The organism is Bacteroides sp. AF32-8BH (genome assembly GCF_003435205.1).
GTDB lineage: Bacteria > Bacteroidota > Bacteroidia > Bacteroidales > Bacteroidaceae > Bacteroides > Bacteroides ovatus.
Genome location: NZ_QVLZ01000053.1, coordinates 22,913 through 45,760, shown reverse-complemented (window position 1 = coordinate 45,760; position 22,848 = coordinate 22,913). Strand labels below are relative to the sequence as shown.

At 46.0% G+C, this 22,848-nt stretch carries 27 protein-coding genes; 26 read left to right on the top strand and 1 reads right to left on the bottom strand.

The genetic code is table 11. From position 1 onward, the window contains the following. Window positions 1-269: 269 nt before the first annotated feature. The 3 genes from DWZ47_RS26340 (at window position 270) to DWZ47_RS26330 (ending at window position 2,435) form a co-directional block, all read left to right on the top strand. On the top strand, window positions 270-1,547 hold the full coding sequence (locus DWZ47_RS26340) for a phage integrase SAM-like domain-containing protein (protein ID WP_004293508.1): 1,278 nt from the start codon (window positions 270-272) through the stop codon (window positions 1,545-1,547). 178 nt (window positions 1,548-1,725) lie between these two features. Further along, window positions 1,726-1,902, top strand: a complete 177-nt coding sequence (locus DWZ47_RS26335) for a histone H1 (protein ID WP_009316604.1) — start codon at window positions 1,726-1,728, stop codon at window positions 1,900-1,902. A 296-nt stretch (window positions 1,903-2,198) separates the two neighbouring features. Further along, window positions 2,199-2,435 carry a hypothetical protein gene (locus DWZ47_RS26330; protein ID WP_009316603.1) on the top strand — a complete coding sequence of 79 codons (237 nt, stop codon included), beginning with the start codon at window positions 2,199-2,201 and terminating at the stop codon, window positions 2,433-2,435. 23 nt (window positions 2,436-2,458) lie between these two features. Here the strand turns inward: DWZ47_RS26330 and DWZ47_RS26325 are convergent, their stop codons facing one another. Beyond that, on the bottom strand, window positions 2,459-2,740 hold the full coding sequence (locus tag DWZ47_RS26325; RefSeq protein ID WP_008142902.1) for an HU family DNA-binding protein: 282 nt from the start codon (window positions 2,738-2,740) through the stop codon (window positions 2,459-2,461). Between the two features lie 136 nt (window positions 2,741-2,876). Here DWZ47_RS26325 and DWZ47_RS26320 point away from each other — a divergent pair, with 136 nt between their 5' ends. From DWZ47_RS26320 to DWZ47_RS26200, 23 genes are all read left to right on the top strand, one after another. Continuing rightward, window positions 2,877-3,311, top strand: a complete 435-nt coding sequence (locus tag DWZ47_RS26320; protein WP_009316602.1) for a DUF5675 family protein — start codon at window positions 2,877-2,879, stop codon at window positions 3,309-3,311. A gap of 5 nt (window positions 3,312-3,316) precedes the next feature. Then, window positions 3,317-4,906, top strand: coding sequence for a phage terminase large subunit (locus DWZ47_RS26315; protein WP_004303996.1), 1,590 nt, complete (start codon window positions 3,317-3,319; stop codon window positions 4,904-4,906). Window positions 4,907-4,921: 15 nt separating this feature from the next. Next, a complete protein-coding gene (locus tag DWZ47_RS26310; protein WP_009316601.1) occupies window positions 4,922-5,941 on the top strand; it encodes a hypothetical protein in 1,020 nt (339 codons plus the stop codon). Window positions 5,942-6,949: 1,008 nt separating this feature from the next. Then, on the top strand, window positions 6,950-7,429 hold the full coding sequence (locus DWZ47_RS26295; protein WP_224241379.1) for a hypothetical protein: 480 nt from the start codon (window positions 6,950-6,952) through the stop codon (window positions 7,427-7,429). Further along, window positions 7,426-8,985, top strand: coding sequence for an ankyrin repeat domain-containing protein (locus DWZ47_RS26290; RefSeq protein WP_009316598.1), 1,560 nt, complete (start codon window positions 7,426-7,428; stop codon window positions 8,983-8,985). Before DWZ47_RS26295 ends, DWZ47_RS26290 begins: the two co-directional genes overlap by 4 nt. A 10-nt stretch (window positions 8,986-8,995) precedes the next feature. Continuing rightward, window positions 8,996-9,967, top strand: a complete 972-nt coding sequence (locus tag DWZ47_RS26285) for an ankyrin repeat domain-containing protein (RefSeq protein WP_009316597.1) — start codon at window positions 8,996-8,998, stop codon at window positions 9,965-9,967. A 41-nt stretch (window positions 9,968-10,008) separates the two neighbouring features. Beyond that, complete coding sequence (locus DWZ47_RS26280) at window positions 10,009-11,037, top strand: DUF1266 domain-containing protein (RefSeq protein ID WP_009316596.1); 1,029 nt, start codon at window positions 10,009-10,011, stop codon at window positions 11,035-11,037. A 46-nt stretch (window positions 11,038-11,083) separates the two neighbouring features. After that, the gene (locus DWZ47_RS26275) at window positions 11,084-11,791 is read left to right on the top strand and encodes a hypothetical protein (protein WP_018665638.1); all 708 of its coding nucleotides are present in this window, start codon (window positions 11,084-11,086) and stop codon (window positions 11,789-11,791) included. Between the two features lie 14 nt (window positions 11,792-11,805). After that, entirely contained in the window at window positions 11,806-12,366 is a 561-nt protein-coding gene (locus tag DWZ47_RS26270) for a LemA family protein (protein WP_009316594.1), read from the top strand. 3 nt (window positions 12,367-12,369) lie between these two features. Beyond that, on the top strand, window positions 12,370-13,398 hold the full coding sequence (locus DWZ47_RS26265; protein WP_004328545.1) for a DUF3137 domain-containing protein: 1,029 nt from the start codon (window positions 12,370-12,372) through the stop codon (window positions 13,396-13,398). A 37-nt stretch (window positions 13,399-13,435) separates the two neighbouring features. Beyond that, a complete protein-coding gene (locus tag DWZ47_RS26260) occupies window positions 13,436-14,089 on the top strand; it encodes a hypothetical protein (protein ID WP_004328544.1) in 654 nt (217 codons plus the stop codon). Between the two features lie 35 nt (window positions 14,090-14,124). Next, window positions 14,125-14,583: a hypothetical protein gene (locus tag DWZ47_RS26255; RefSeq protein ID WP_117515219.1), complete on the top strand. Its 459-nt coding sequence runs from the start codon at window positions 14,125-14,127 to the stop codon at window positions 14,581-14,583. 11 nt (window positions 14,584-14,594) lie between these two features. Continuing rightward, window positions 14,595-14,861: an immunity 17 family protein gene (locus DWZ47_RS26250; protein WP_004328542.1), complete on the top strand. Its 267-nt coding sequence runs from the start codon at window positions 14,595-14,597 to the stop codon at window positions 14,859-14,861. Window positions 14,862-14,911: 50 nt separating this feature from the next. Next, window positions 14,912-15,832 carry a hypothetical protein gene (locus DWZ47_RS26245; protein WP_004328541.1) on the top strand — a complete coding sequence of 307 codons (921 nt, stop codon included), beginning with the start codon at window positions 14,912-14,914 and terminating at the stop codon, window positions 15,830-15,832. Window positions 15,833-15,977: 145 nt separating this feature from the next. Continuing rightward, entirely contained in the window at window positions 15,978-16,733 is a 756-nt protein-coding gene (locus DWZ47_RS26240) for a DUF4261 domain-containing protein (RefSeq protein ID WP_009316592.1), read from the top strand. Continuing rightward, complete coding sequence (locus DWZ47_RS26235) at window positions 16,730-17,269, top strand: toxin-antitoxin system YwqK family antitoxin (RefSeq protein WP_230324552.1); 540 nt, start codon at window positions 16,730-16,732, stop codon at window positions 17,267-17,269. The genes DWZ47_RS26240 and DWZ47_RS26235 overlap by 4 nt, the downstream gene beginning before the upstream one ends. 297 nt (window positions 17,270-17,566) lie before the next feature. Continuing rightward, window positions 17,567-18,685: a tyrosine-type recombinase/integrase gene (locus DWZ47_RS26230; RefSeq protein ID WP_117515217.1), complete on the top strand. Its 1,119-nt coding sequence runs from the start codon at window positions 17,567-17,569 to the stop codon at window positions 18,683-18,685. A 72-nt stretch (window positions 18,686-18,757) separates the two neighbouring features. After that, a complete protein-coding gene (locus DWZ47_RS26225) occupies window positions 18,758-19,288 on the top strand; it encodes an SMI1/KNR4 family protein (RefSeq protein WP_004295476.1) in 531 nt (176 codons plus the stop codon). Window positions 19,289-19,386: 98 nt separating this feature from the next. After that, window positions 19,387-19,842, top strand: a complete 456-nt coding sequence (locus DWZ47_RS26220; protein WP_029427323.1) for a macro domain-containing protein — start codon at window positions 19,387-19,389, stop codon at window positions 19,840-19,842. Between the two features lie 82 nt (window positions 19,843-19,924). After that, window positions 19,925-20,392, top strand: coding sequence for a macro domain-containing protein (locus DWZ47_RS26215; RefSeq protein ID WP_008025599.1), 468 nt, complete (start codon window positions 19,925-19,927; stop codon window positions 20,390-20,392). Window positions 20,393-20,448: 56 nt separating this feature from the next. Beyond that, window positions 20,449-21,075, top strand: a complete 627-nt coding sequence (locus DWZ47_RS26210; RefSeq protein ID WP_117515215.1) for an SMI1/KNR4 family protein — start codon at window positions 20,449-20,451, stop codon at window positions 21,073-21,075. 38 nt (window positions 21,076-21,113) lie between these two features. Continuing rightward, window positions 21,114-22,196, top strand: a complete 1,083-nt coding sequence (locus DWZ47_RS26205; protein ID WP_115649216.1) for a hypothetical protein — start codon at window positions 21,114-21,116, stop codon at window positions 22,194-22,196. 74 nt (window positions 22,197-22,270) lie between these two features. Beyond that, window positions 22,271-22,735 carry an Imm21 family immunity protein gene (locus DWZ47_RS26200; protein ID WP_009316589.1) on the top strand — a complete coding sequence of 155 codons (465 nt, stop codon included), beginning with the start codon at window positions 22,271-22,273 and terminating at the stop codon, window positions 22,733-22,735. The last annotated feature ends 113 nt before the right edge of the window (window positions 22,736-22,848 follow it).

Sequence of the window (22,848 nt, the reverse complement as noted above, 5' to 3'; positions counted from 1 at the left end):
AAAGAAAATATAGCAGAACTGTAAAATATAAAAGAGGTTGTGCCAACGTTTTGGCACACCCTTTTTTCGGACACAACTTTTGTGATTAGGAAAAATAGTTGATTGATAACGAGTTAGTAAATGACACAAGTACGGATTTATCCGTATAAACATTATTTCGCTAAGGAAACTACTCTTTTCATGTAGGTTTCTATGTAGGTTAATTAATACCAATTGATTCCTACTAATGCGAATTAATAATAAGTCATTAACTAACTCGTTATCAGTCTATGTACACGATTAACATCAGGGGTAAGCAGAACCCGAAAGACACCAAGATGGTCAAGCTGGAGATAATTTTCTTCAAGACCGGTTACGCCCGTGTGCCGAAGGTTATAAACATCACAGGGCTATTAAAAGACTGGGATGTCAAGTCTCAGAGTTTCCGTGTAGGGAGTGCGGAGGCCACTACCAAGAACAAACTGCTTTTCGATTTGCGAACCAAATATCTGCATGTCGCCGATACCTGGGAGATGGAAGGCAGGAACTGGTCGCCCGTCCAGCTATCACATTGCTTCGATGAAATCAAGGCGGCCAAACCCGAGGTCAAAGTAAAGAGTGTCCAGCAGATGATCGATTATCTTGAAGAGACATTCAAAAACAAGAAACGCATCAAGAACGGTCAGATTGTCGACAGCACGACCAATGCTAAACGATATGTCTATCTCAAGCGTGAACTGCAGGCGTTTACAAAGGAAAAATATGAAAAAGCCTTTTCCTCTTATTTCTTTACGGATATTACAGAAGAGTTTCTTCTTGACTTTGCGTTTTGGCTTAAAGAAAGAGGTATCAGAAATGGCAACAAGGCCGGACTTACACACAAACTAAGGTTGCTCCGTGCCGTATGCAGGCAGGCAGAAAAGAAAGAGATGTACGGGGTGAATATGGATAACTTCCTCTGTCTCGGTGATGATATTAATTGGCCGGAAACCACTTCAAGAGCAGTTCCGGAAACAGTCATAGCTAAAATCGCAAATGTTGACCGTACCTTGTTTACGAAAAAAGAGCAGTTGCATCTTGATTTGTTCCTGTTCAGCTACTATACCGGAGGTATGGCGAATGTCGATGTATGTAACCTGACATGGGATTTGGTCCAGGAAGACCGCATCGTCTATGAACGTATCAAGTTTCCCAAAACAGCCAAACCGGAATTACTCAGTAAAGCAAAAGCCATCATGAATAAATACCGTGGGCAAAGTTATGGAAATTATGTATTTCCTGTTTTTACTCATAAACACACGACCACTTCCAAGAAGACTACACGTGTCAAGCAAATTTCCACACGCCTTTCACAAACCTTGACGAAAGCATGCAAGATGCTGCGCATTAAAGAAAACATCACATGGTATTCCGCCCGTGGCTCTTTCATATCGAAGATGGTAGATGCCGGTAATAATCCGTATGTGGTTGCAGAGATGGCTGGTAACAGCCCATTGACCATCTATAAGCATTACTACAAGAATACAAAGCGGGAAGAAATCAAGCGGCAGATGGAAGAAATGTTCTGACCAGACATATCCATAAAGTTGTAAACACCTTGACAATTTCTCTGATGGATAAATCATACGGTGTAATGGCTGTTAAAAGTCATTGATTACCAATGTGATATTTGCAATATTGACAAAATCGCTCTTATTCTCGATTATTTTCATTACCTTTGTGGTCAATAACTTAAATAGAATTTATATGAAAGAATTGGTTTCAAAAATACAGGAAGTATATGCTACATTCTCCACGGATGCGGCACTTCAGATTGAAAAAGGCAACAAGGCCGCAGGGACCCGTGCCCGTAAGACCTCGTTGGAACTGGAAAAACTGATGAAAGAGTTTCGTAAGCTTTCCTTGGAAGAGTCTAAAAAATAACCTTTACACGTCCGGTCGTTATCACATAATGGCCGGTTCTTCTGCAGATGCGGCATAAAAACCATATTGGCAGAACGACATAATAAAATACGGAAAGCGTTAGCTTTTGTCATGCACCGAAATCTGGTAAATTTCACTTATCCGCAGGACAAACAGTTTTCGCCTATGCTTTTGCGTGGGCTTAACTTGTTTGCGGATAGGTTTACCAGAACCTCGGTGCTACGGGTTATGTCCCACGCTTTTTGGTCTTGGTACATTGAATGCTTGACGGGACTCAAGCCAAATACGGAGATATTATGAACGACATGAATCTGATGGATGAACTTTTGAAAATTCCTGCTGATGCAACTGCCGCCACCGTACAAGGCATAGAAATGCTGCTTATCGATGAAAACAAGGCGGGGGCTTTATTGGAGTCGGATCCTAATGACAACACCATCCACGAATGCCTTTTAAGCAACGGCCGTTTCCTGTTCCAATCGGACAATACCAACCTCGTTGCCCTGTATAAAGTAACAGGAGCATCTGAATAACGCTCCTGTTGCATATAATCACCTTATTTGTCTGATTTCATCCTTCCTGCAAAGGCTTTTGACGGTTTGAATGCCGGGATATTGTGGGCAGGCACTATTATCGTGGTATTCCTGCTTATGTTGCGTGCTGTCTTTTCCGCACGGTGTTTGATGATAAAAGAACCGAAGCCGCGAAGATAAACCTCCTCGCCGTTTATCATGGAAGACTTTACGCTATCCATGAATCCTTCGACAACTTGTAACACGACCTGCTTCTCCAGACCGGTCTGCGTTGCTATTTCCCTGACGATATCCGCTTTTGTCATATTAACTCTTGATTAAATACTGTCAATCCGTTCACAAAGATACATCATTTCCTGAAATATCCTCCTTTTACAAACACATATAATAAACATTAGCCGGCGTCCGTCTCTACTCTTTCGATACAAATAGTATCGAAGTATGAAGCTGACACTCAACCGCAAATTCAAAGGTCAGACCTATACCATAGGCGACCTGTCCATCGACGGCAAATTTTTCTGTAATACCATCGAAGATGCCGTGAGGGAACTTCCGGCAACCTGTCCGGATACTCCTCGCGGCCGTTCCTGTACCTGCAAGGAAAAGGTCTATTCCAAGACCGCCATTCCTGCCGGGACTTATAAAGTTACCCTTCAGTACAGCCCCAAGTACAAGAAAAAAATGCCATATCTGCACGATGTACCTCATTTCCTCGGCATCCTGATCCATTCAGGCAACACCGAGGGAGATTCCGCCGGTTGTATCATCGTGGGAAAGAATACGGTCAAGGGAAAAGTTTTGGAATCCCGTACTACATTCCAAAAACTGTATGCCATGCTCGAGTCCGAAAGGGACATAACCATTCAGATTATATAAATCGAATGGCGGTCAACAGGCTCAAACCACCCAGAAACCTGCGCATCGAGTTCAAACCGTCCCCACGGCAGTATGAACTCTGGAAACTGTTGCAACCGAACTATTGTCCCCATTGTGGCGGGGAGATCGAGCAAATCCTTATCGGTTATGACCAGCAAGGCAACCCTCAGTACAGGCCTCAATGCAGGCATTGCAAGTCGCAGAACCTGCCGCAGCTGATACTGGGAGGCGGAGCGGCCGGCGGCGGAAAATCGTATATCGGCAGCGTTTGGCTGGTGTCTTCATGTATTCGGTTCGAGAATATCCGTGCGGTGGTGGCCCGTAAGACACTCAAGTCGTTAAAGGAATCGACATGGAACACCATCAAGTCGATTCTGAAGGACTGGGGACTGAAAGAGGATACAAACTACAAGATAAACAACCTCGAAGGCACGCTCACATTCTGGAATGACTCGGTCATCATCATGAAGGAGATGGCGGATATCCCCAGCGACCCCAACTTCGAGCGTTTCGGCTCTTCGGAATATACCATCGCCATGGTGGATGAGGTGTCGGAAATCTCGGAACGGGCCGTCGAAGTACTGTTCTCCCGTCTCCGCTGGAGAACCCATGAGACATTCAAGACCCCGAGAATGCTGCTCACCACCAATCCGACGATTAACTGGGTGCGTTCCCGCTTCGTGCAGGACGAAAACGGAGACAAGGTCATCTGCCGCGAGGGTGAAGCGTATATACCTTTTTCCGTGTTTGACAACCCGAATATCGCTTTCCGTCAGGTGTACGAGGCGGCCCTGAACAAGATCCGGGACCAGGCGACAAAGGAACGCCTGCTCTATGGCAACTGGGATTTCGTGGAAGCCAACGATATGGCGATTTATAACAGTTTCGACGGCTCCCGGCATCTCGTTACCGGACTGAAAGAAAAAGCATACGATCCGACCAAGCCGCTCATCACGGTGTGGGACTTCAATGTTGCCCCCCAAATGTCGGTGCTCTCCGCACAAATAGACTATGAAAACAGGAAGGTCTATATACTGGAAGAGATACTCGGCAAGCCGGAGGAAAAGGAGAACAACACACCTGCGTTGGCACGGAAAGTACGCTTAAAACTTTACCGGGACAAGCATATTGGCGGAGTGGATGTGACCGGTGACCCTTCCGGGTTACAACGCTCCACCACCAACGAGGACGGCATCAACAACTATACCATCATCACGGACACTTTCGGCAGAGGAATCCTGCGACCGAAGGTAAAGCTGTTACGCAAGCAGCCTCCGCAGGCTACACGGTGCGAGTTCGTCAACGAGGTATTCGGGGGCTATGAAGGCTGGGAGATACAAATCGATATCAAATGTCGCAAACTTACCCAGGATCTGATTTACCAGCTTCGTAACGAGGACGGTACCAAGAGCAAACAGAAGACCACCGACCCGAAAACCGGTGTCAAATATGAACGGTATGGACACTTGTCCGACTGCCTTGACTACCTGCTCTGTTACTACCTGCGCGACAGCTGGTACAAGTTCAAGAGCGGAGGCGACGGGAACGGGTATGTGGTCTCCACATCGGTAATTCAGGAAGGATTTTCATACTAATAACGGAACAAGGATATGTACAGACGGTTTCTCAATAATGACGACTATCTTGGGATAATTACTCCGGAAGCACTAGCACAACTCACGCGGGGCAATGATGCACGATTCATCCAGGCGGAAGAATCGGCGGAGATGAGCATTGTGGAATATTTGTCAGAGAACTACGAGATTGAAAAGGAACTTGCAAAAGGAAAATATATCGCCGAATACGACCATCGAATTACCTATCCCGTGGGTGTGCATGTCTATTTCGAGGGACAAATCCATGAGGTGATACGCTCCGTCAGCGGCTATCGCAAGCCGGCAACGGCAATCTATTGGGAAGAGTGTTCCGATATCCACGTCGATGCGGGACAAGTTGTAAATTACTCCCAGTTCAACACCTATTATCCGGGTGATAAAGTAAACTACAACGGTGTTGTCTATATTTGCCTTGCCGAAAACGGGTACAAGTTCGATGATATCCGTATCCCGATGGTCGGCGGTTGGATCGAGACGGAAGTCACGTTATGGCAGCCTGTCGAGTATCCTCTGTGGTCAGTCGTTGAATATGAAGGGGCGTTCTATACTTTGATGACGCTTGACTGTTTCGATTGCAATCTTGACCCTATGGTGTCCGACTGTTGGGGAGCCATAGCCGATTACGATTCATCATACAATGCCTACGAATTGTCGGAACACGAATATGTAGTTTATGACGGACGGGTATTTTACCCGGAAACGGATGTGAACGCGGACACGCCGCAAGTCGGTCTAAACCTATCATTACACGATCCACGAAACTACAACCTCAAGAAGCATATGGTTCGATTGGCTATCTACGAGCTCACGAAACTCATTGCCCCGAATAATGTCAGTGTTGTCCGTATGCGCGATTACGAGGACAGCATGAAATGGCTTAATGATGCCGCCAAATTGCGACTTAATCCACAAATCCCCCGTAAAGTCGATGACACGAAAAAGCCGGTTACCGATTGGCAACTGGCTACTTTCCAAACAGATTATGACCCGTATCGAAACCCGTGGCTGACCTAAATAACAGTAAATACCGCTACCGGATTTGTTGTCGTAGTCTTTACCATGAACAAGAAACGAAATTACTGCTTGTTTGTTAGTTCCGTTTCCACAAGAGCCCCCCTGAACGGGTGGCAAGTTCCTTGTAATATGCCGCCAAAAGAAGATATAAATTTGGCCTTTTAGAATAATCCAATCTGCTATATTCCTTACTGCCTTTGCGGTATTTAATAATCTCAAGACATTGAATAATTATTTACTTGTTTTTGTGCCCGTTGGATTTAGGTTTGAATAAGGCATGAAGTCTTATCACGCACACCAACAATGTTTCATAATCAACATGAAAGTAGAGGCGTTCATCTTTCAGACTACATTGAAAGTGAATCCGATAGCGGCATGAAACGGTTCTCCCTACAGGACGGGCAGATGAGCAACTGCATGCTCTCTGCCCGTTTTCTATGGTACAAGGCAATTATAATAAAGCCATTTTTATTTTTCCCTGAAAAAAGTGTCGGTTATTTCATTGCAGAACAAAACATTTTTCTAATTTTGTATTTGAAGAAGTATTCACTCTAATAAACTGATATGTATGACAATGGATACATTGTAAAATGTCGCTCGATTTTAACAAATGATATTTGTTTGAGCGAAGCTTCGCATAAAGCGGACGTTTTTCTTGTGTGCATTAGTTACCTTACATATTCCCTTAAAAAGTGTATTAATAATTTGGCAGTGTGGAAAATTCGTGTAAACACACACACACACACACACACACACACACAATTATCGCGCGTCAATATATAATAAAACATTTAATTTACAATGGATTACCGGAATCAATTATCCGGGGTTATCCTTGTCTTACGACAAAAGTTCCTATAAATACTCATCCTCTGCCATATTGTCTCAAAAAAGGCAGGATATTTTTATGGTCCGACGGTACTGGGGAGCGTTCTCTGCGCCCGAATATCGTCGGTTTTTTGTTTCCACCCATAACAGTCTGAAATCTCTTTTAGTGTTTAAGTATCTATGATTGGAATATATGGAAATAAACAAACCATGCCTGAATCCCAGAAAAAAGAACTTTTTTCCGCAGGTATTACCTATATGGTAAGTGGCGAATATGCCTTTGCCTTCTCCTGTTTCACGCAGGCAGGAAAGTCTGACCTGCCGACACTTTACAACAAGGCGTTATGCTACTACTACCTTTCTCTGTATAATGACTGCCGTTCCCTGCTGTTGGAAGCGGAGAGGCTGCTGCCACCGTTAACGGAACGTCTGCCGGAAAACCTGCCGGAAGCCGTCCTCCGCTGGGAATACGAAAAAAGCCCTGCCGGTTGTCCCATGCCGGAGGATGCTCCCGATAACCTCGCCGCCGTACAACTGTTGAGGCTGAAAGCGAAAGTGTCGGCCAGACTGCACCTGCACACGGAGGTGCGGACTATCCACGCCCGTTTGGGCAATAAATATCAACACATTGAAGAACTGATAAAAAACATACAACCATGAAATACAGTGACATATACAGACTTTATTCGACAAGTCAGCCGAAGGATGCAATTCATCAGGCGCTCCGGGAAGTGCCCGTCGATGACAGCGACGAACAGTACGAAGACCGTTCTCCGTTGCATCTTGCCTGCCAGTATGGAGACACGGAGGGGGTCAAGATACTTCTTGAACGTGATGCCGAACCCAACACGAAGGATGCAAACGGTTCCACCCCGATTCATATCCTCGGCAGAACCAGTGCCGGCTGTGCAGATGAAGACAAACTGAAAGAAATAGCCGTCATGCTCATAGAACAAGGAGCGAATATACCGCGTTCGGCCAAGAATACGACGGCCCTTATCGAGTGCATAAGGAACCGTCATTTCAAGATGGCGGAAGCGATCATAGATTCCGGAGCACGCGTCAACTCAACCGACCTTAACGGCGAGAACGTGCTTTTCGGTTTTTGTGCCGCTTCAGGCGACATCAGAAGGGATATCCGGTTCGCGAAAAAGGAACTGGACGAATCCGTACAATACCGTTACCCCGAAAACAAGATAGAGGAAATCAGGAGCAGGATTGCAAGGCTGGAGGATGATGGCGAAACCGCCTACCGACTTGCCAGAAGGCTTGTTGAAGAAGACAAGGCCGATCCGGAAGACAAGTCAAACAGTGGAAAGACAGCCTGGGATGCCGCCATAGAGAACAAGGCGATGAAGATCGCGGCCTTCCTTTCCGGAAGCGACCCCGATGTTGACGAACTTTCGGCCTTGCACGGCAACATGGACATATTCCAGGCTATGTACATGAAGGATATGGAGGCACTGGATGCCATTCTGCGTTCGGGTGCAGACCTGCAGACGGTGTGTGAGCACAAGGATATGTATGACTTTGAAAGCAAGTCGCCCCTCGCTTGTGCGTTCAGTTGGTTTGACAGCATACAGGATGCTCCGGCCATGATTCTGAACGGCGGAGCGAATCCGAATTACCGTTTCCCGAATGAAGAGACGGCTTTTTCGGTATGGGTGAGTAAGGACTATTTCTGCAAGGATACCGAGGTTTACAAGGGGCTGCTTGACCTGATGAAGGAAAAAGGCTGGAATCCCGAGCTTCCTGTTGATACGGAAGGCAACACGGCACTTGCCCTTTCCTGCCGCCATACCGGCTACAGGTTGGGTAAAACGGCATTCGGTTGGCTGCTCAAGGGAAAGGCCGACCCCAACGCCGCCAATCTTTCCGGCCAAACTCCCATGATGATTCTCTTCGGTGGTCATAAGGCGAACGAAAAATATGTGCCTTACGGCTGGTCAGCCGGTTCTGACGACCCCACGGAAATCCTCGAAAAGCTTCTCGAAGCCGGAGCTGACGTGAACAAGACGGACAACCGGGGAAACACCCTCCTGCATTATGTGGCGGCATGTTGTCGTGACAGCATGGCACAGAAAGCGATTGAACTCCTGCTGGACTTCAAGCTGCCTGACGTAAATGCCGTAAACAATGAAGGCAAAACGGCCATGGACGTGGCGGCAGACTACAACAATGACAATCTCGTAAGACTATTATTGAAATATTCTTAAACAAAGATATATGGACAACAACCAGACATTTCTCAATGCTTGCCGAAACGGGCAGAAAAGCATTGTCCAGATATTCCTGAAAAAGGGAGGAATTGACATCAACAAAAGGGATCAGGAAGGAAACACTGCTCTTTATTATGCCTGTCAGAAAGGTTACAGGGACATAGTGGCTCTGCTTCTTGACAACGATGCCGACGCGTCATGTATCAACAACCGTTCCGAAAGCCCGCTCCACGCGGCGGCACGGAGCGGCAACAAGGAAATCCTCGGGAAGCTGCTCCAGAAGGGGGCCGACATCAACGTGACGGACAATGAAGGACGAACCCCGCTAATATGCCTGCTTGACAACAAGCGTACAGATGCCGCCCTTTTCCTGATGGATCAGGGAGCCGATACGGAGGTCGCCGATGCCTCCGGCCACAAGGCCATCGACTATGCCACAGCCCACGGGCTGCGGGAAGTGGTCGCCCGACTCTCGTGCGGGAATGACCGGGATGCACGTGGCAACACCCCGCTTCATCAGGCCGTGTATAACGGACAGGGTGAAATTGTCCGCACGCTGCTCCTGTCAGACAAGTCCATGCTTGACTCGACGAATGACGGCGGAGAGACTCCGCTGATACTCGCCTGTATGCAGGGGAATCTTGTCATGGTCAACCTTCTTCTCGGGACCGGAGCCGATCCCGGCAAAGCTATGCTGAGCGGCAATGCCCCGATACATTACGCGGCCATTTCAGGTAACCGCTTTATAGGCGAGGCTCTGCTGAAGGCCAAAGCTGCGGTTGACGCACAGAATGACAACGGGGAAACCCCGCTTATTCTTGCAGCCAAGGAGGGCCACAACGATTTTGTGTCCGTCCTGCTTGAATTTCACGCGAATGTTAGCATCTCAGACAACCTCCAGCACACCGCCCTGTACTATGCAGGAGAGCGCGGCTTCAACGAAATCGTGGAAAAACTTCTTGAAAACGGAGCGGAATAAACAGGTAAGATATTCATTAACAAATTTAATATTAGAAAGATATGGCAGAAGAAACCAAGAAGACACCTCAGACACCCGAGGAAATCGCAAGAGAAGCACAGGCTCAGGCCATGAAAGCAGCACTGGAACAGGCGCAAGCCTTGTATGGCAACGTACCCGGATTTGAAGGCACCGACCTGATGAAGATGCATGAAAAGCTGATGCAGGACTCGGCCGAGATGTTCCCGGGAGTTGCGGAGGCACAGGCATACCAGGCAAAGATGATGGCAGAATCCGCCCAGGATCCCGAGGCGATAATGGAGACCTACAGCAAAAACATCGAGTTCGCAGGGAACATGATGCAGCAGGCAATGAATGCCGGATTCATGCCGGAAGGTTTACCGGATTTCTCGGACGGTTTTGACGTATATGCAGGTTGGGAAATCACCCGCAAGGGCGACAACAGCCTGACACCTGAACAGAACAGACTTCTGGCTTATGGGGCACCTCTGTTCCTATACAACGATGACAACGTGGACTCCCTTGAAAGTACAGCAGGCACGGACACCCTTAAGGAAATGCTTGAGGAATGGTGGGAAGTTACTGACAGGAAGAGTGCCCTGGAGACCATCTCATGGCTGCTGAACGAAGGCCAACATGCCGGTGCGGATCCGGCCTTGACTGAAATCCGCCAGCGTGGAATCGAGGCCATCACCGAGGAAGAAAAGGCGGACGAGGACAGCAAGATCGGCGATGCGTTCACGATAGCTGAATTTGTAATGGGAGTAAATGAAACGACGGAAGCGGACCTGCCCGAAACCGTGCTGGCATGGGACCTTGTACGTGCCGTGAACATGGCCCGTTGGGCTTTCATCTGCGGCTACATCAATGAAGACGAAATGTGGGAAGCCATCAGAACCACTGCCGGCATAGCCAAGGAATCCTTCAATTCGTGGGAAGAATACGGCAACAGCTTTGCCGTGGGACGCGGAATATGGAGAGGCGAAACAGATGACTACGAGACTGCGGATGAAGTCGTGGGAGCGCTTCTCAATAAAGAAGATTCCCCTTGGAAGGCAATCGAATGGTAGAATCCGAAAAAAATAGGATCAACAATATCTTAAAAGTTTTACGATTATGGCACTTTTCAAAAATGCAGCAACAGAATGGGAGAAAACCATGACAGAGAATGATCTTGACCAAATGGAAGCACAAGGTCTTGACGTAAGTAAATACAGGGAGAAACTGGCCGCACGGCGTGCAAAGGAGGCCGAAGAAGCCAAGCGAGACAGGGAACTGTACAAGAACCCGACACAGCTTGACAAGATGAAACCGTACATGCAGACGCCACGCAGTTCTGAGACCGAGTTCTTCAAGAAACTTGCAGGAAAGGCACCATGGCTGGGCAAAAGCAAGTGGTTGAGAAAATTCACGGAAGGATATATCGTTTACGCGGGGATTGTCAGTGCCCCGGCAGAGGCGTGGAAAGGCGTGAAGCACAAGGACGACTCTTTCCATGGTATTGGCATATACGCACTGGACAAGGGACACATGAACGATGTGGAATGGCTGAAGAGAGTGATGGAAAAGCTGCGCAACATGTGTGAAGGCAGGCAGCCGGTAGCTCCCGGATGTGAGGGCGTAGTCAGTCTTGCCAAGGAGGAGGACTGCTGGTCAACCGTGAAACTGAGTGGTGAAATCGTGGAAGGCGCCGATGTGGAAGTAAGGAAACTTGTCCTTTATTACAAGGAACTTCCCCAAGGCTATCTTCCTTCAGACGGCATCGTCCCCCACTTCTACTGGGAAGGGACAATCAGAGTCATACCGGCTGAATTGTATGTCTAAATCCATCTGAAAATATGATTATAGCCGTTATATGTATTATCGTGGTACTGCTCATAATTATTTTATGGGCAGTATTCACTAACAACAGCCTTATTGCAAAGAAGAACCGGGTCAAGCAATGCAGAAGCGGTATCTGCGTGGTCCTCAAACAGAGGAATAACCTGATCCCCAATCTTGTCGCATCCGTAAAGGCATACATGGGGCACGAGAATGAGATTCTCACCCGCATTGCCGATTTGCGGTCAAGGGCTTCGAACGCTACAGAGTCCGAGCAGATAAAAAGCGGTACGGAAATGTCCTCGCTTCTGTCAAGACTGAATGTGGCGGTGGAAGACTACCCGGAGCTGAAGGCGAACCAGCAGTTCCTTCATCTTCAGGTCCAGATCGAGGACATGGAGAATGAGCTGCAGGCAATCCGGCGCACCTACAATGCCGCTGCTACCGATTATAACAATTACATTGAAATGTTTCCGTCGTCGATAATCGCATCCTGGCGCAAGCATGAGCAGCAGGAGTTGATAGAGTTCCCGGAAAGTGAGATCAAGGAAGTGAAAGTGGGAGAATTATTCAAGTAAAGCATGGAAGAAAGTCAGAATATAGATTTCAAGGGCATTTCCCTTCACATGAAGAAAGAGATGTCCCGTATCAGGATGCTCCGGATTGTGTTCCGCATCCTGACCTCCATTGTCTATCTGTGTACCGTCGTGTGGTTCGGTTTCTGTATCTTCGGCGGATTCCTCGTGGACCGTACTGACTATGAGACTTCCGTCACCACGGGAAAATACCTCATGATAGGCTTTGCCGTATTTTTTGTACTTCATTTCGCATTCATGAAATGTTTTGCCGCGCTGAACAAGAGGGAAACCTACACGATGGCCCACATCATCTACCTGCTGTTCCCGGGAGCAAGGTACAATCCTTCCGGTTCCATACAGCCGAAAGTCTTTGCGGACAGCCGCCTGTTCGGAACGGCATTGTCATCGGGCAATTCGGTAAGTTCGACCTGTTACGGCCGTCTTGACATTCCCGTCGGAAATGACATGATGACTGTCGTGGATGCCGGTGTGACTTCAGCCAATTCGAAAGATTTCTCGGCCTTCAACTTCCTTGAAGTGCCGTACCAGTATTTTATCCGTCCGATATTCGGAGTCAGGATAGAGAGCACGATGCACAGTTTCAGGGGCATGTTCGGGTGCTGCAAGCTGAACCGCACCTTCAGGGGCTACGTGATGCTGCTGCCCGACCATCTGGAAAACAAAATCGGCTACCTGGCGCAAACAATCCAGGGAATGAAGGAAAAGTACGGGGCAAAATTCGTACATTTGGAAGACCCGGAGTTCGAGAGGCATTTTGCCGTGTACGCGGATGACGAGGTGGAAGCCCGCATGGTGCTCACCCCGGCGATGATGCGGAAGCTGACCGCCCTGCGGAAATCCTTCAGCCGTGACCTGATGCTCTCCTTCAACGGGAACATGTTCTACTACGCATCCGACACTCCGGACGGTTTCTTACGTCCCGGCAGGAAGTCGCTGGATGACGAACATCTGCTGGAACAACTGTACAGGGAGGTGAACTTCTGTCTCACTGTAGAAAATGGAATCAAATAATCAACAATAATCGAAAACGAATAAAAAGAATTACAACATGAGCGAACTTAAAAATCTGTCAGCCATTCTTGAAGGAGGTGCTGTTCCGGCCGGTTATAACGGGAAAGCAATCGGCAAATTGTCTAAGACATACCTCAAACTGGAAAACCGCAAAGTAGTAAACCTCTATCCCATCAGAACCGTGATGCACGAAGACAGCCGCTATTGCCTGTATGCCTGCCCGTTGAAAGGGACTGAAATTGACGAGGCCACCCTTCAGAGCATCAAGGCTGAAGTGGATACGCTGGAAATCGGTGAAATCCGTTATGATTCCGTACAGTCCTGTGGCTATGACTATTACATAGTAGATCCTGATACAGGCCGTCATATACTGACAGGACAACGGGATATGGATTCGGTAATGGAAATAAGCGATCATTATGACGGCGTCATCCTGTTCAGCAAATCGGTATTCTCGCCAAGAAAGGCCAATCAGCTTGATTGTGCCTATGCCTTGATCGGCATTGAAAAACAGCCCAACGAGTTCAAGATAGAGGCTATTCCTAATAGCGCGATAGGCCAAGCACCTACGATACTGGAATTTGAAGCTCCGCAGGAATCGCCTGCTGTCGAAAAATACAGGTCGGCCATGACGGTCCTGTCCATAATCATCACCGCGGCTCTGCTTATCTGGTACTTTTTCATAAAATAATATCACCGAACGAATAACTTCACTAATATCCGAATATGGCTACATTCAATTATTCTTCCAAATCGTCCATCAAGGACGATCTGACTGAAATCCTTGTCGGTGCCGGACTGATAATAGTACCGGTAGTTTATCCTTTCGGTATAAAAGTCGGTACACTTCGCATCCTCGGACCGTTACCAACAGCCATCATCCTTGCCCTTGTCGGACTGTACATGCTGTTCAGAGCCTGGCGGAAGATACATAAGGCCCGCAAGTTGGCTGCCAAAAGCTGTATCATCACGGTTGACGGCGATAAGGTGACATACCCGGTCATCGTGAAAGGAAATGTTGAGATGCGTTCTTTTACATTGTCGGAAATATCCAGTTCAAACTACAATTACGACAATGGTATTCTGACAATCACCCTCGCCAACGGCTCAACGGCCAAATTTGACGTTGATTTCTTTGACGGACTGCCACAGCTTAAAGAATTTGCGGCGCTCTTGAAAAAATAAACCGGTGAGATATGGAATGGTTGGATAAAATAAAGGATTTTCCGAATCTGATACAGCAGGAACCCCGCTACGGCTATCTGGTCGTGGCGGGCCTGCTTCTGATATGGCTTGTCGGTGTCATCTGTGGCTGGAAGTGGACGTATTCCCGTCCGGGTAGTACAGGAGGTAACTTCTGGATGAATCTGCTCGGTCCGAAAACTTTCCGGTTCTGGCTGGGAGTGATTCTTGCCGTCGGGATAGGACTGTCTCTGTACCTGTTCTCTATTTCCGGCAAATAGCTGAGTGCTCTTTCCCGGATGCCACCTGTAAACTTAAAAAGTGATTGAGTATGAAAACAATTCCAATTATAACCTTCTTCCTGTGCACGGTGATGTATGCCCATGCACAGCTTAACATCGTTCCCAAGAACGATGGACTGAAAGAGTACACGGTGACAAATGCCCACCCCTATGACAGCCTGACGAACGTGGAGAAGCGGAGTTTCACTTCCCTTCCGGGACAGACCCTGTACATGCATGGGGTAAAAAATGACAGGAACGGCTACTGGGATGCTTTCTACACGGTCAATTTCCTTACCGGGGATGACCGAACGGTGTACAAGGCGGTCAACATCAGTACCACCCCTTCTAAAGAGGTAGTGGGGAAATATTACGAGGTAGTGAAGGTCTGGACAAAGACAGACTACCTGTCGGCTGGATGCTGCCTGCTGCTCCGTGAAAAAGAAAGCGGTGATGAGATGTATTACAACCCATTCAGGTATCCGCTGAGCATGACCTGTATAGGGTATTATGAGAAACTGAAACGCTTTGTCGGACAGACATTCCTGTCACTTGCCAAGGCCGTCGAGACCGAGGACGGTCAGGTAATCACCCCGGCTGAAGGTGCGGAGTACCGTTGTGTGGACATCGGCCTGAAGATGAACAGTGACGGGGCGTTTCTGCTGATGGAAGGTGCTGACGGTGTCCGTGTGGAAGCATTTCCTATAGGCGGTGACGAGGTGTACGAGTTTGTAAGCACGGCACGTATCGGCCAGCTGGAAAAACGGTACGGCGAGAAATACGGGAAGCTGATTGCCTTCCGCAAGGTCGATACCGGCATGACGAGGGAAATGGTCATCGCCGCGTGGGGCGAACCATACCACAAATCGGAAGTCAAGAAGGAAGGCAGGACTCTGGAGACATTGCGCTTTTCCGACAACCGCTATGTTGAACTGCTTGACGGGGAAGTACAGTATGTGCGCATCTATTGAACGGAGCGCAACCTTTATCTGTAAAGTCACAGGCAGGGCCTGCATTTATCGTATATTAACAGATGAAAGTACCAAGGAATCAGGGTAAAATACCTATCTTGCGCAAGAATCTTCAATAATTGACGACTCAAAAAGAAAGAACTATATGGAAAAGGATAATATCAAAGGATGCTTTGTCTCGTCCGTGTTGCTTTCACAAAATCAATGGGACAAGAAACAGTTCATCCATGACTTCGAGGAAGACTGGGGAATCGTCCTTACCGATGACGACGACAACGGGGACGTACTTGTCGGAATGTTCAGCGGCATGACATTGGCAATAGCCATCATGCCCGGTCCCGTACCCAACGGAGAAGCGGAACACTATGCACAGGGCAACTACCTGTGGAAAGATGCAACAGAAGTGGCACGACAACACGAGGCTCATATCCTCGTATCCGTGACCGGAGACCAATCCAACCTGCTGGAGAGAGCCAAACTGTTCACCAGAGCCACGTCTTCCTGCCTGAAACAGTCCTACGCTACAGCGGTATATACCGACGGTATGGTGTTCCAACCCGAATTTTACAGGGATATGGCCGCACTCCTGCAAGAAGATGAACTGCCCGTCATGGACTGGGTATGGTTCGGCATCTACCGCACACAGAAAGGAATCCCCGGCATCTATACCTACGGACTGAGAAAATTCGGGAAAGAGGAAATCGAAGTGTATGCCCCTGCCGATCTGAGTGACATCCGTGATTTCCTAATGGACATCGTGCATTATATCCTGTCGGATGATGTCACCTTGCAGGACGGGGAAACCATAGGATGCTCCGAAGAACAGAAACTTGCCATCACGCTTAGCGAAGGCATCGCTTTGGACGGCATGACATTGAAACTTGAATATCCGGACGAATGAGAAAGGTAAAGGGAAACATAAGAAAAATGCTTGCGGCCATCGTTCTCACGCTGCTGTGTTGTTCTGCCTTCGCACAGCGGATCGTGGAATCCGGTGACTTGCGAACCACCACGGACGAACAGCATGGAACAGTCGTCCATTATCTGAAGGGCGGAAAACGTCCGCTATCGGGCAAATTCCGTATCTTGCGGGGGCAGGATGAGGAAATAGTGCATTTTTCCAAAGGGGTTATGCAGGGCGAGTACAGGCGTTTCCGCAACGGCAGCCTGCGGGAAAAGGGCAAGTATACCGACGGCAGACGGCATGGTCTGTTCGTTTCCTATCATCAGGACGGAAAGACACCGCAACGGGAAGCACCCATGCAGTACGGGAAGATAGACGGTACGGTAAGGACATGGTTCAGCGACGGGAAGCCGGACATGGTTCAGGAATATAGGCAGGGCAAGCGGAACGGCAAGGAACAACGCTTTGACCCGAAAAGCGGCAAGCAGATCTACGAGGCAAACTATACCGACGACCGGAAAGAGGGAAAATAATGGAAAATCAGCGAGGATACCACCGAGAGATGGGTCAGCAAAACCGTCAGCCACTATAAGAACGGCGAACTGGACGGCCCCTACGAATACACGGCCCACCTACATGGCAAGCTGTACGCCTACAAATCCGGCTCGTACAAGAACGGCTACAAGCACGGTTCGTGGAAAGAAATCGACCGGGACGATATCGCAGTCCAAGGCGAATACACCGAGGGACGCGAGACGGGACACTGGATACGATATGATATCATAAGCGGAGAAATCCTGAACGAGTGGGACCGGTAAAATTTAAAAAACATGGAAATATATACTCCAAAACCCAAAATCAAACTTTCTCCTGTGGTAAGAAACGGGAGAGAATTTGTCGAAGTGACTTTCGGTAATGACAATGACATCCGCTTGTCGCTGTCGAAGGAAGAAAACGTACTGCTTGTCGGTGGCAGAGCTTATCTGCCGGCAGAGAATTTCGTGCTTGCCGAGTTCTTCGACCGCTATGTGAAAATGGCGTTTATAGACTATTCCGCCATCAAGGAAACCGCACCCCGTAAAGAGGAAGACAAACGGCCGCCACTGCCGGAAGGTTATCTGGAAAAACTCCAGCAAGTGCGTTACAGTGACCATACCGTAAGGGTATATACCTCCTATTTCCGCGATTTCCAACAATATTTCGAGGGGCGTAAGATTGAAACGGTTACTCCCGACGAGATAAACGACTACCTGCTGTATCTCATCCATGAGAAAAACATATCCTCCTGCCAGCAAAACCAGCGTATCAACGCCATCAAGTTCTATTACGAGAAAGTTCTCGGTCAGGAACGGCGGTGTTACAAGGTGAACCGTGCCAAACGGGAGAAGACGCTGCCCGACGTGTTGAGCAAGGAGGAAATAAAGAAAATACTCGACGTGACAGTGACAGACCTGCGTTTCTTCTGTATGTTCTCCATACTCTACTCCGCAGGGTTGCGCATCAGCGAACTGCTGGAACTGAAACCCGGCGACATCAACGACCCCCGCTCCCTGATACGGGTGCGTCAGGGAAAGGGCAAGAAGGACCGCTACACCCTGCTGTCAAAACCGTTGATGAAAAAGCTGACGGAATATAACAGACTATACAAACCGAAAGTGTGGCTCTTTGAACACAGACCGGGCGAACCTTTCACCGAGAGTATCGTGTCGAAACGGTTGAAGGCTGCGGCTCGGGAAGCGGGAATCACGAAACGGATTTATCCGCACCTGCTGCGCCATTCGTTCGCCACCCACTTGCTGGAGCAAGGAACCGACATCAAGATTGTGAAAGAGCTTATGGGACATAACAACATCAAGACAACGGAAAGGTATGTCCACATAGCCGACACTTTCAAAAGCAATATCAAAAGCCCGTTGGACGATCTGTTGATGGAGGAAGACGAGGTCTGATACTTAAAGAAAATAACAGCCAAATCGGCTGATAGTATAACGTTATGTGCCACAAAAAAAGAAAATGAGAATATGAAACAAGAATTTGAAGGTTTTGATTTTACAAACTTTTGGGATGATAATTACTATGCCCGCAAGGAGTATATCAGTGATGCCCCAACTGATGAATTGATAGCCGATGTAGAGAAAGAATTAGGATACAAGTTGCCAGCTTCCTATATATGGCTGATGAAGCAGCATAATGGAGGCATCCCTTTCAATACATGCTTCCCTACTGATTCACCCACAAATTGGGCTGAAGACCATATTGCTATAACTGGCATTTACGGTATAGGTAGGGAAAAGGACTATTCACTATGTGGAGAAATTGGCAGTCAGTTTATGATTGATGAATGGGGATATCCGGAAATAGGTGTGGCTATTTGTGACTGTCCGAGTGCTGGGCATGATATGATTTTCTTGGATTATCGAGAATGTGGTCCATTCGGAGAACCAAAAGTTGTGCATATCGATCAGGAATCAGATTTCAAAATAACTACATTAGCAGAAAATTTTGAGGATTTTATACGAGGGCTTGAAAATGCTGAGAAATATGAGGAATAGTAAGTAAGGCACATAACAAGCGGATGAATCTCCCTAACGGTCGATTATCTGCCGAACATTATCTGCCAGAATAAAATAACAATAAAAAAGAAAAAACAATGATTAGGTATATTGAGAAAGGCGACATATTCCGCATTGAGGGTGTAAGTAGTTATGCGCACGGATGTAATTGCGCCGGTGCAATGGGTAAAGGCATTGCCGTGCAGTTCAAAGACAAATATCCAGATATGTATCTTGAATATAAGCTATTGTGCAAAGAAAACAAGTTTTGCCCCGGAGATGTATTTGATTATGATTATGGCAACGGGCATATATATAATCTTGGCACTCAAGCAACGTGGCGAACACGAGCTAAAATAGAGTATATCGAAAAGGCACTGATACAGATGCTTGAGTTAGCCAGTGGTGATAATGTAACGGCAATAGCCTTACCTGCAATCGGTGCTGGATTAGGAGGATTAAAATGGGATGATGTAAAAGCTGTTTTGAACAAAGTTTCAAACGATTATCCTAACGTTGATTTGTATGTAGTTGAAACTTATCAAAGTGAATAGTGGCAGATAACAAGCGGCTCAATCTCCCCAGAAAGGTCGATTATCCGCCGGACATTATAAGCAATAGAAAAACGGAAACAATATGATAAAATACATTTCGGGAGATATATTACAGAGTAAAGATGAGTACATAGCACAAGGTGTAGCTGTTGGCTCACAAGAAGGATTAGGAACTGGGCTTGCCTTTAAGCTGTCAAGTCAATTCCCTGAAATCCAAAAACTCTTTAAGAAGTACACACGAAACACTAAGTTCCAGGCTGGCAATGTGTTTATAGGAGAAATCAAAGGTTTCTCTCCGGGTATAATCTACATCGCTACACAACCCGATATGTATCATGCGGAACTCACATATCTGAATAAAGGTTTGAAACGCTTGAAAAAAGTGTGCGAAAGCAGAGGTATCAAAACCGTGTCGCTACCGAAAATAGGTGCAGGGCTGGGTAAGTTAGATTGGAATAGTGAGGTCAAACCTTTGCTTGAAAGTATTTTATCAGATTGTGAAACGGTATTCAATGTATATGAAGATTACAAGATTGAATACGAAATTTAGCTTACAACATACACCTGTCCTGCCTAACGGCGGCAAGCTGCAAACCATTAGTGATTATGAATCAAAAAAAGGAAATATTAGAAAAATTGGCTTTCATAAGACGCCATAAAGAATTTGCATCTTTTGGAGTAAAGGAACAAGAGGTGTCTTATAATCCTTGTCTATCTGAAGAAGATATTAAGGAGTTTGAGCATAAACATTGTATAACTCTTCCTGATGATTACAGAACTTTTATTTCTGAAATAGGAAATGGAGGTTTCGGACCGGGATATGGATTATTGCCTCTTGATAAAGCTATTGTTGATTTCAAATTAAAAGATAAACCTAATATTTCCTTGAATGAAAAATTCCCATATCAAGATAGTTGGAATGAAGAATGGATAACTTCCTTTAATTGGGACGAGGGATACCCGGAAACGGAAATTGTTGATGCGTATATTAGTACCTCCCATATTGCAGGCAGTCTGCAAATAAGTCATTTCGGACATGGATGTACATTTCTATTGGTGGTGAATGGAAATGAAAAAGGACATATTTGGTTTGATGGACGAGCTGATTATAGTGGACTTGTACCGAAATTGAAAGATGGGCAAAGAATATCATTTATAGAATGGTATATAACCTTTCTTGATATGGAAATTGAGAACATAAATGAATCACTAACAAACAGCACTACCGCTTAAAGCGGAACGCTGCCAAACATTACCCACGTAGTAAAGATATGTTTAGAACACAAATTGAAATATTTACTCCTCGCAGTTTTGGAAGAATTCCAAGACATCCCGAAGATGGTTACATGGCTGAAGATGTAACTGAATCCATAATTCATCAAATAAGCGAGGAAAAACTTATCAAGAGAGTTCAAATAAGCGATTATATTCCTAATACTGTTCTCGAAAAATTGAATCGCTTATTTATATTACGTCCTGATATTTCTTTTCGTGTATATGGAGGGGCTGACAAAAAATTTGGATATGGAGATGATTTCAATGGTTGGAATCTGGATTTCCTGCGATTTGTTCCTGATGTACAAAATATCGTAATAGGCGATTTTGAATATAAGAATACTGGCTTATCTATTCTTTCAAGTTTGTCAAATCTAAAATCATTGACATTAGATATTTATGATTTAAGGGGTTTTTCTTTTGTCAATACTTTGCCAAGCCAGTTGGAACATTTACATATAGATGCGGATTTGAAGAGTGGAAAGCCTGTGTTTGATTGCCAATGGCTTTTGCGCTTGAAAAATCTCCAATCCTTATTCCTTGGGAAATTAGATAAGAATCTTGAAGCTATCGTAGGTTTAAGTCAGTTGAGAAAGTTAGAATTAAGAGCTGTCAAAAATAAGGATTTGTCTTTCTTAAAACAAATGCTTATCAAGGACTTGTCTATTCTGTGGTGTGACAGTTCAAAAATAGACTTGACTGTTTTGAGTGATTTTAGAACTTTGCGCCAACTGAAACTTTTTAGAATATCCAAATTGGATGATATTTCATTCGTCAGTACACTCACAGGACTTGAAAAACTCGAATTGATTTGGTTAGCTAATATTACTAAGATACCCAACTTAGCCAATCTAAACAACTTAGCTGAAGTCTGTATTGATACGTTAAATAAGTTGGTTGATATTACAAGCCTTGTAAATGCTCCAAAATTGAGAAAAGTAAAGATGTTAAGCGTTAAAAGTATGACAAAAGAATCTGTATATGCAGTGTTGGATAATCTGAATGTGGAAGAATTACTCTGTTTTGGAGGAAAAGCAGAAATAAGCGATATACATATAAATCGAAAAAATAAAGAATAAATACGTGGGTAACAAGCGGATAAATCTCTCCGGAAAATTGATTATCCACCGGACATTAATCGCTGAGAAAAAATATGAATAATTGGATTGCAACAGAAGGAAGCCCATTTGTCATTGTTGAGCAACAATATGCCCATCAATGGAACGGTCAAGAAGACTACAATGCTATATGTAGCGTAACAGATTACTTGGGGAAAATCTATATAGACAATCATGTCTTATTGGTAATGGGAGATGAACCGATGGCTACACGCATAGTAAATAAAGATGGAGCAATTTTAATAATTCGTTGGAAGTATGCTCCCGATTATCTAACGGTGGAAAAACTTCTGGAGAATGATATAGTAACTGGGGCAGAACCGATAGAAGAAGTTGAAGTAAAATGGGATTCTACTGAATTAGTCCTATTTGATTCTTTGTCTCCCTATTGTGAAGCATCGGTTAAAGTGTTTTTATCACTACAAAAAACATCTTGTATAATAAAAACTTATCATTACCAAAAAGACGAAGTATCTTTAATAATACATTCAATCCAATAAAGACGATTAACATGCGGCTAAACCTCCCCAGAAAAAGGTCGGTTAGCCACCAACCATTATAAACTCGTAAAATAAAAATATGATTGAAGCACTGAAAAATATAGGATTCGTCG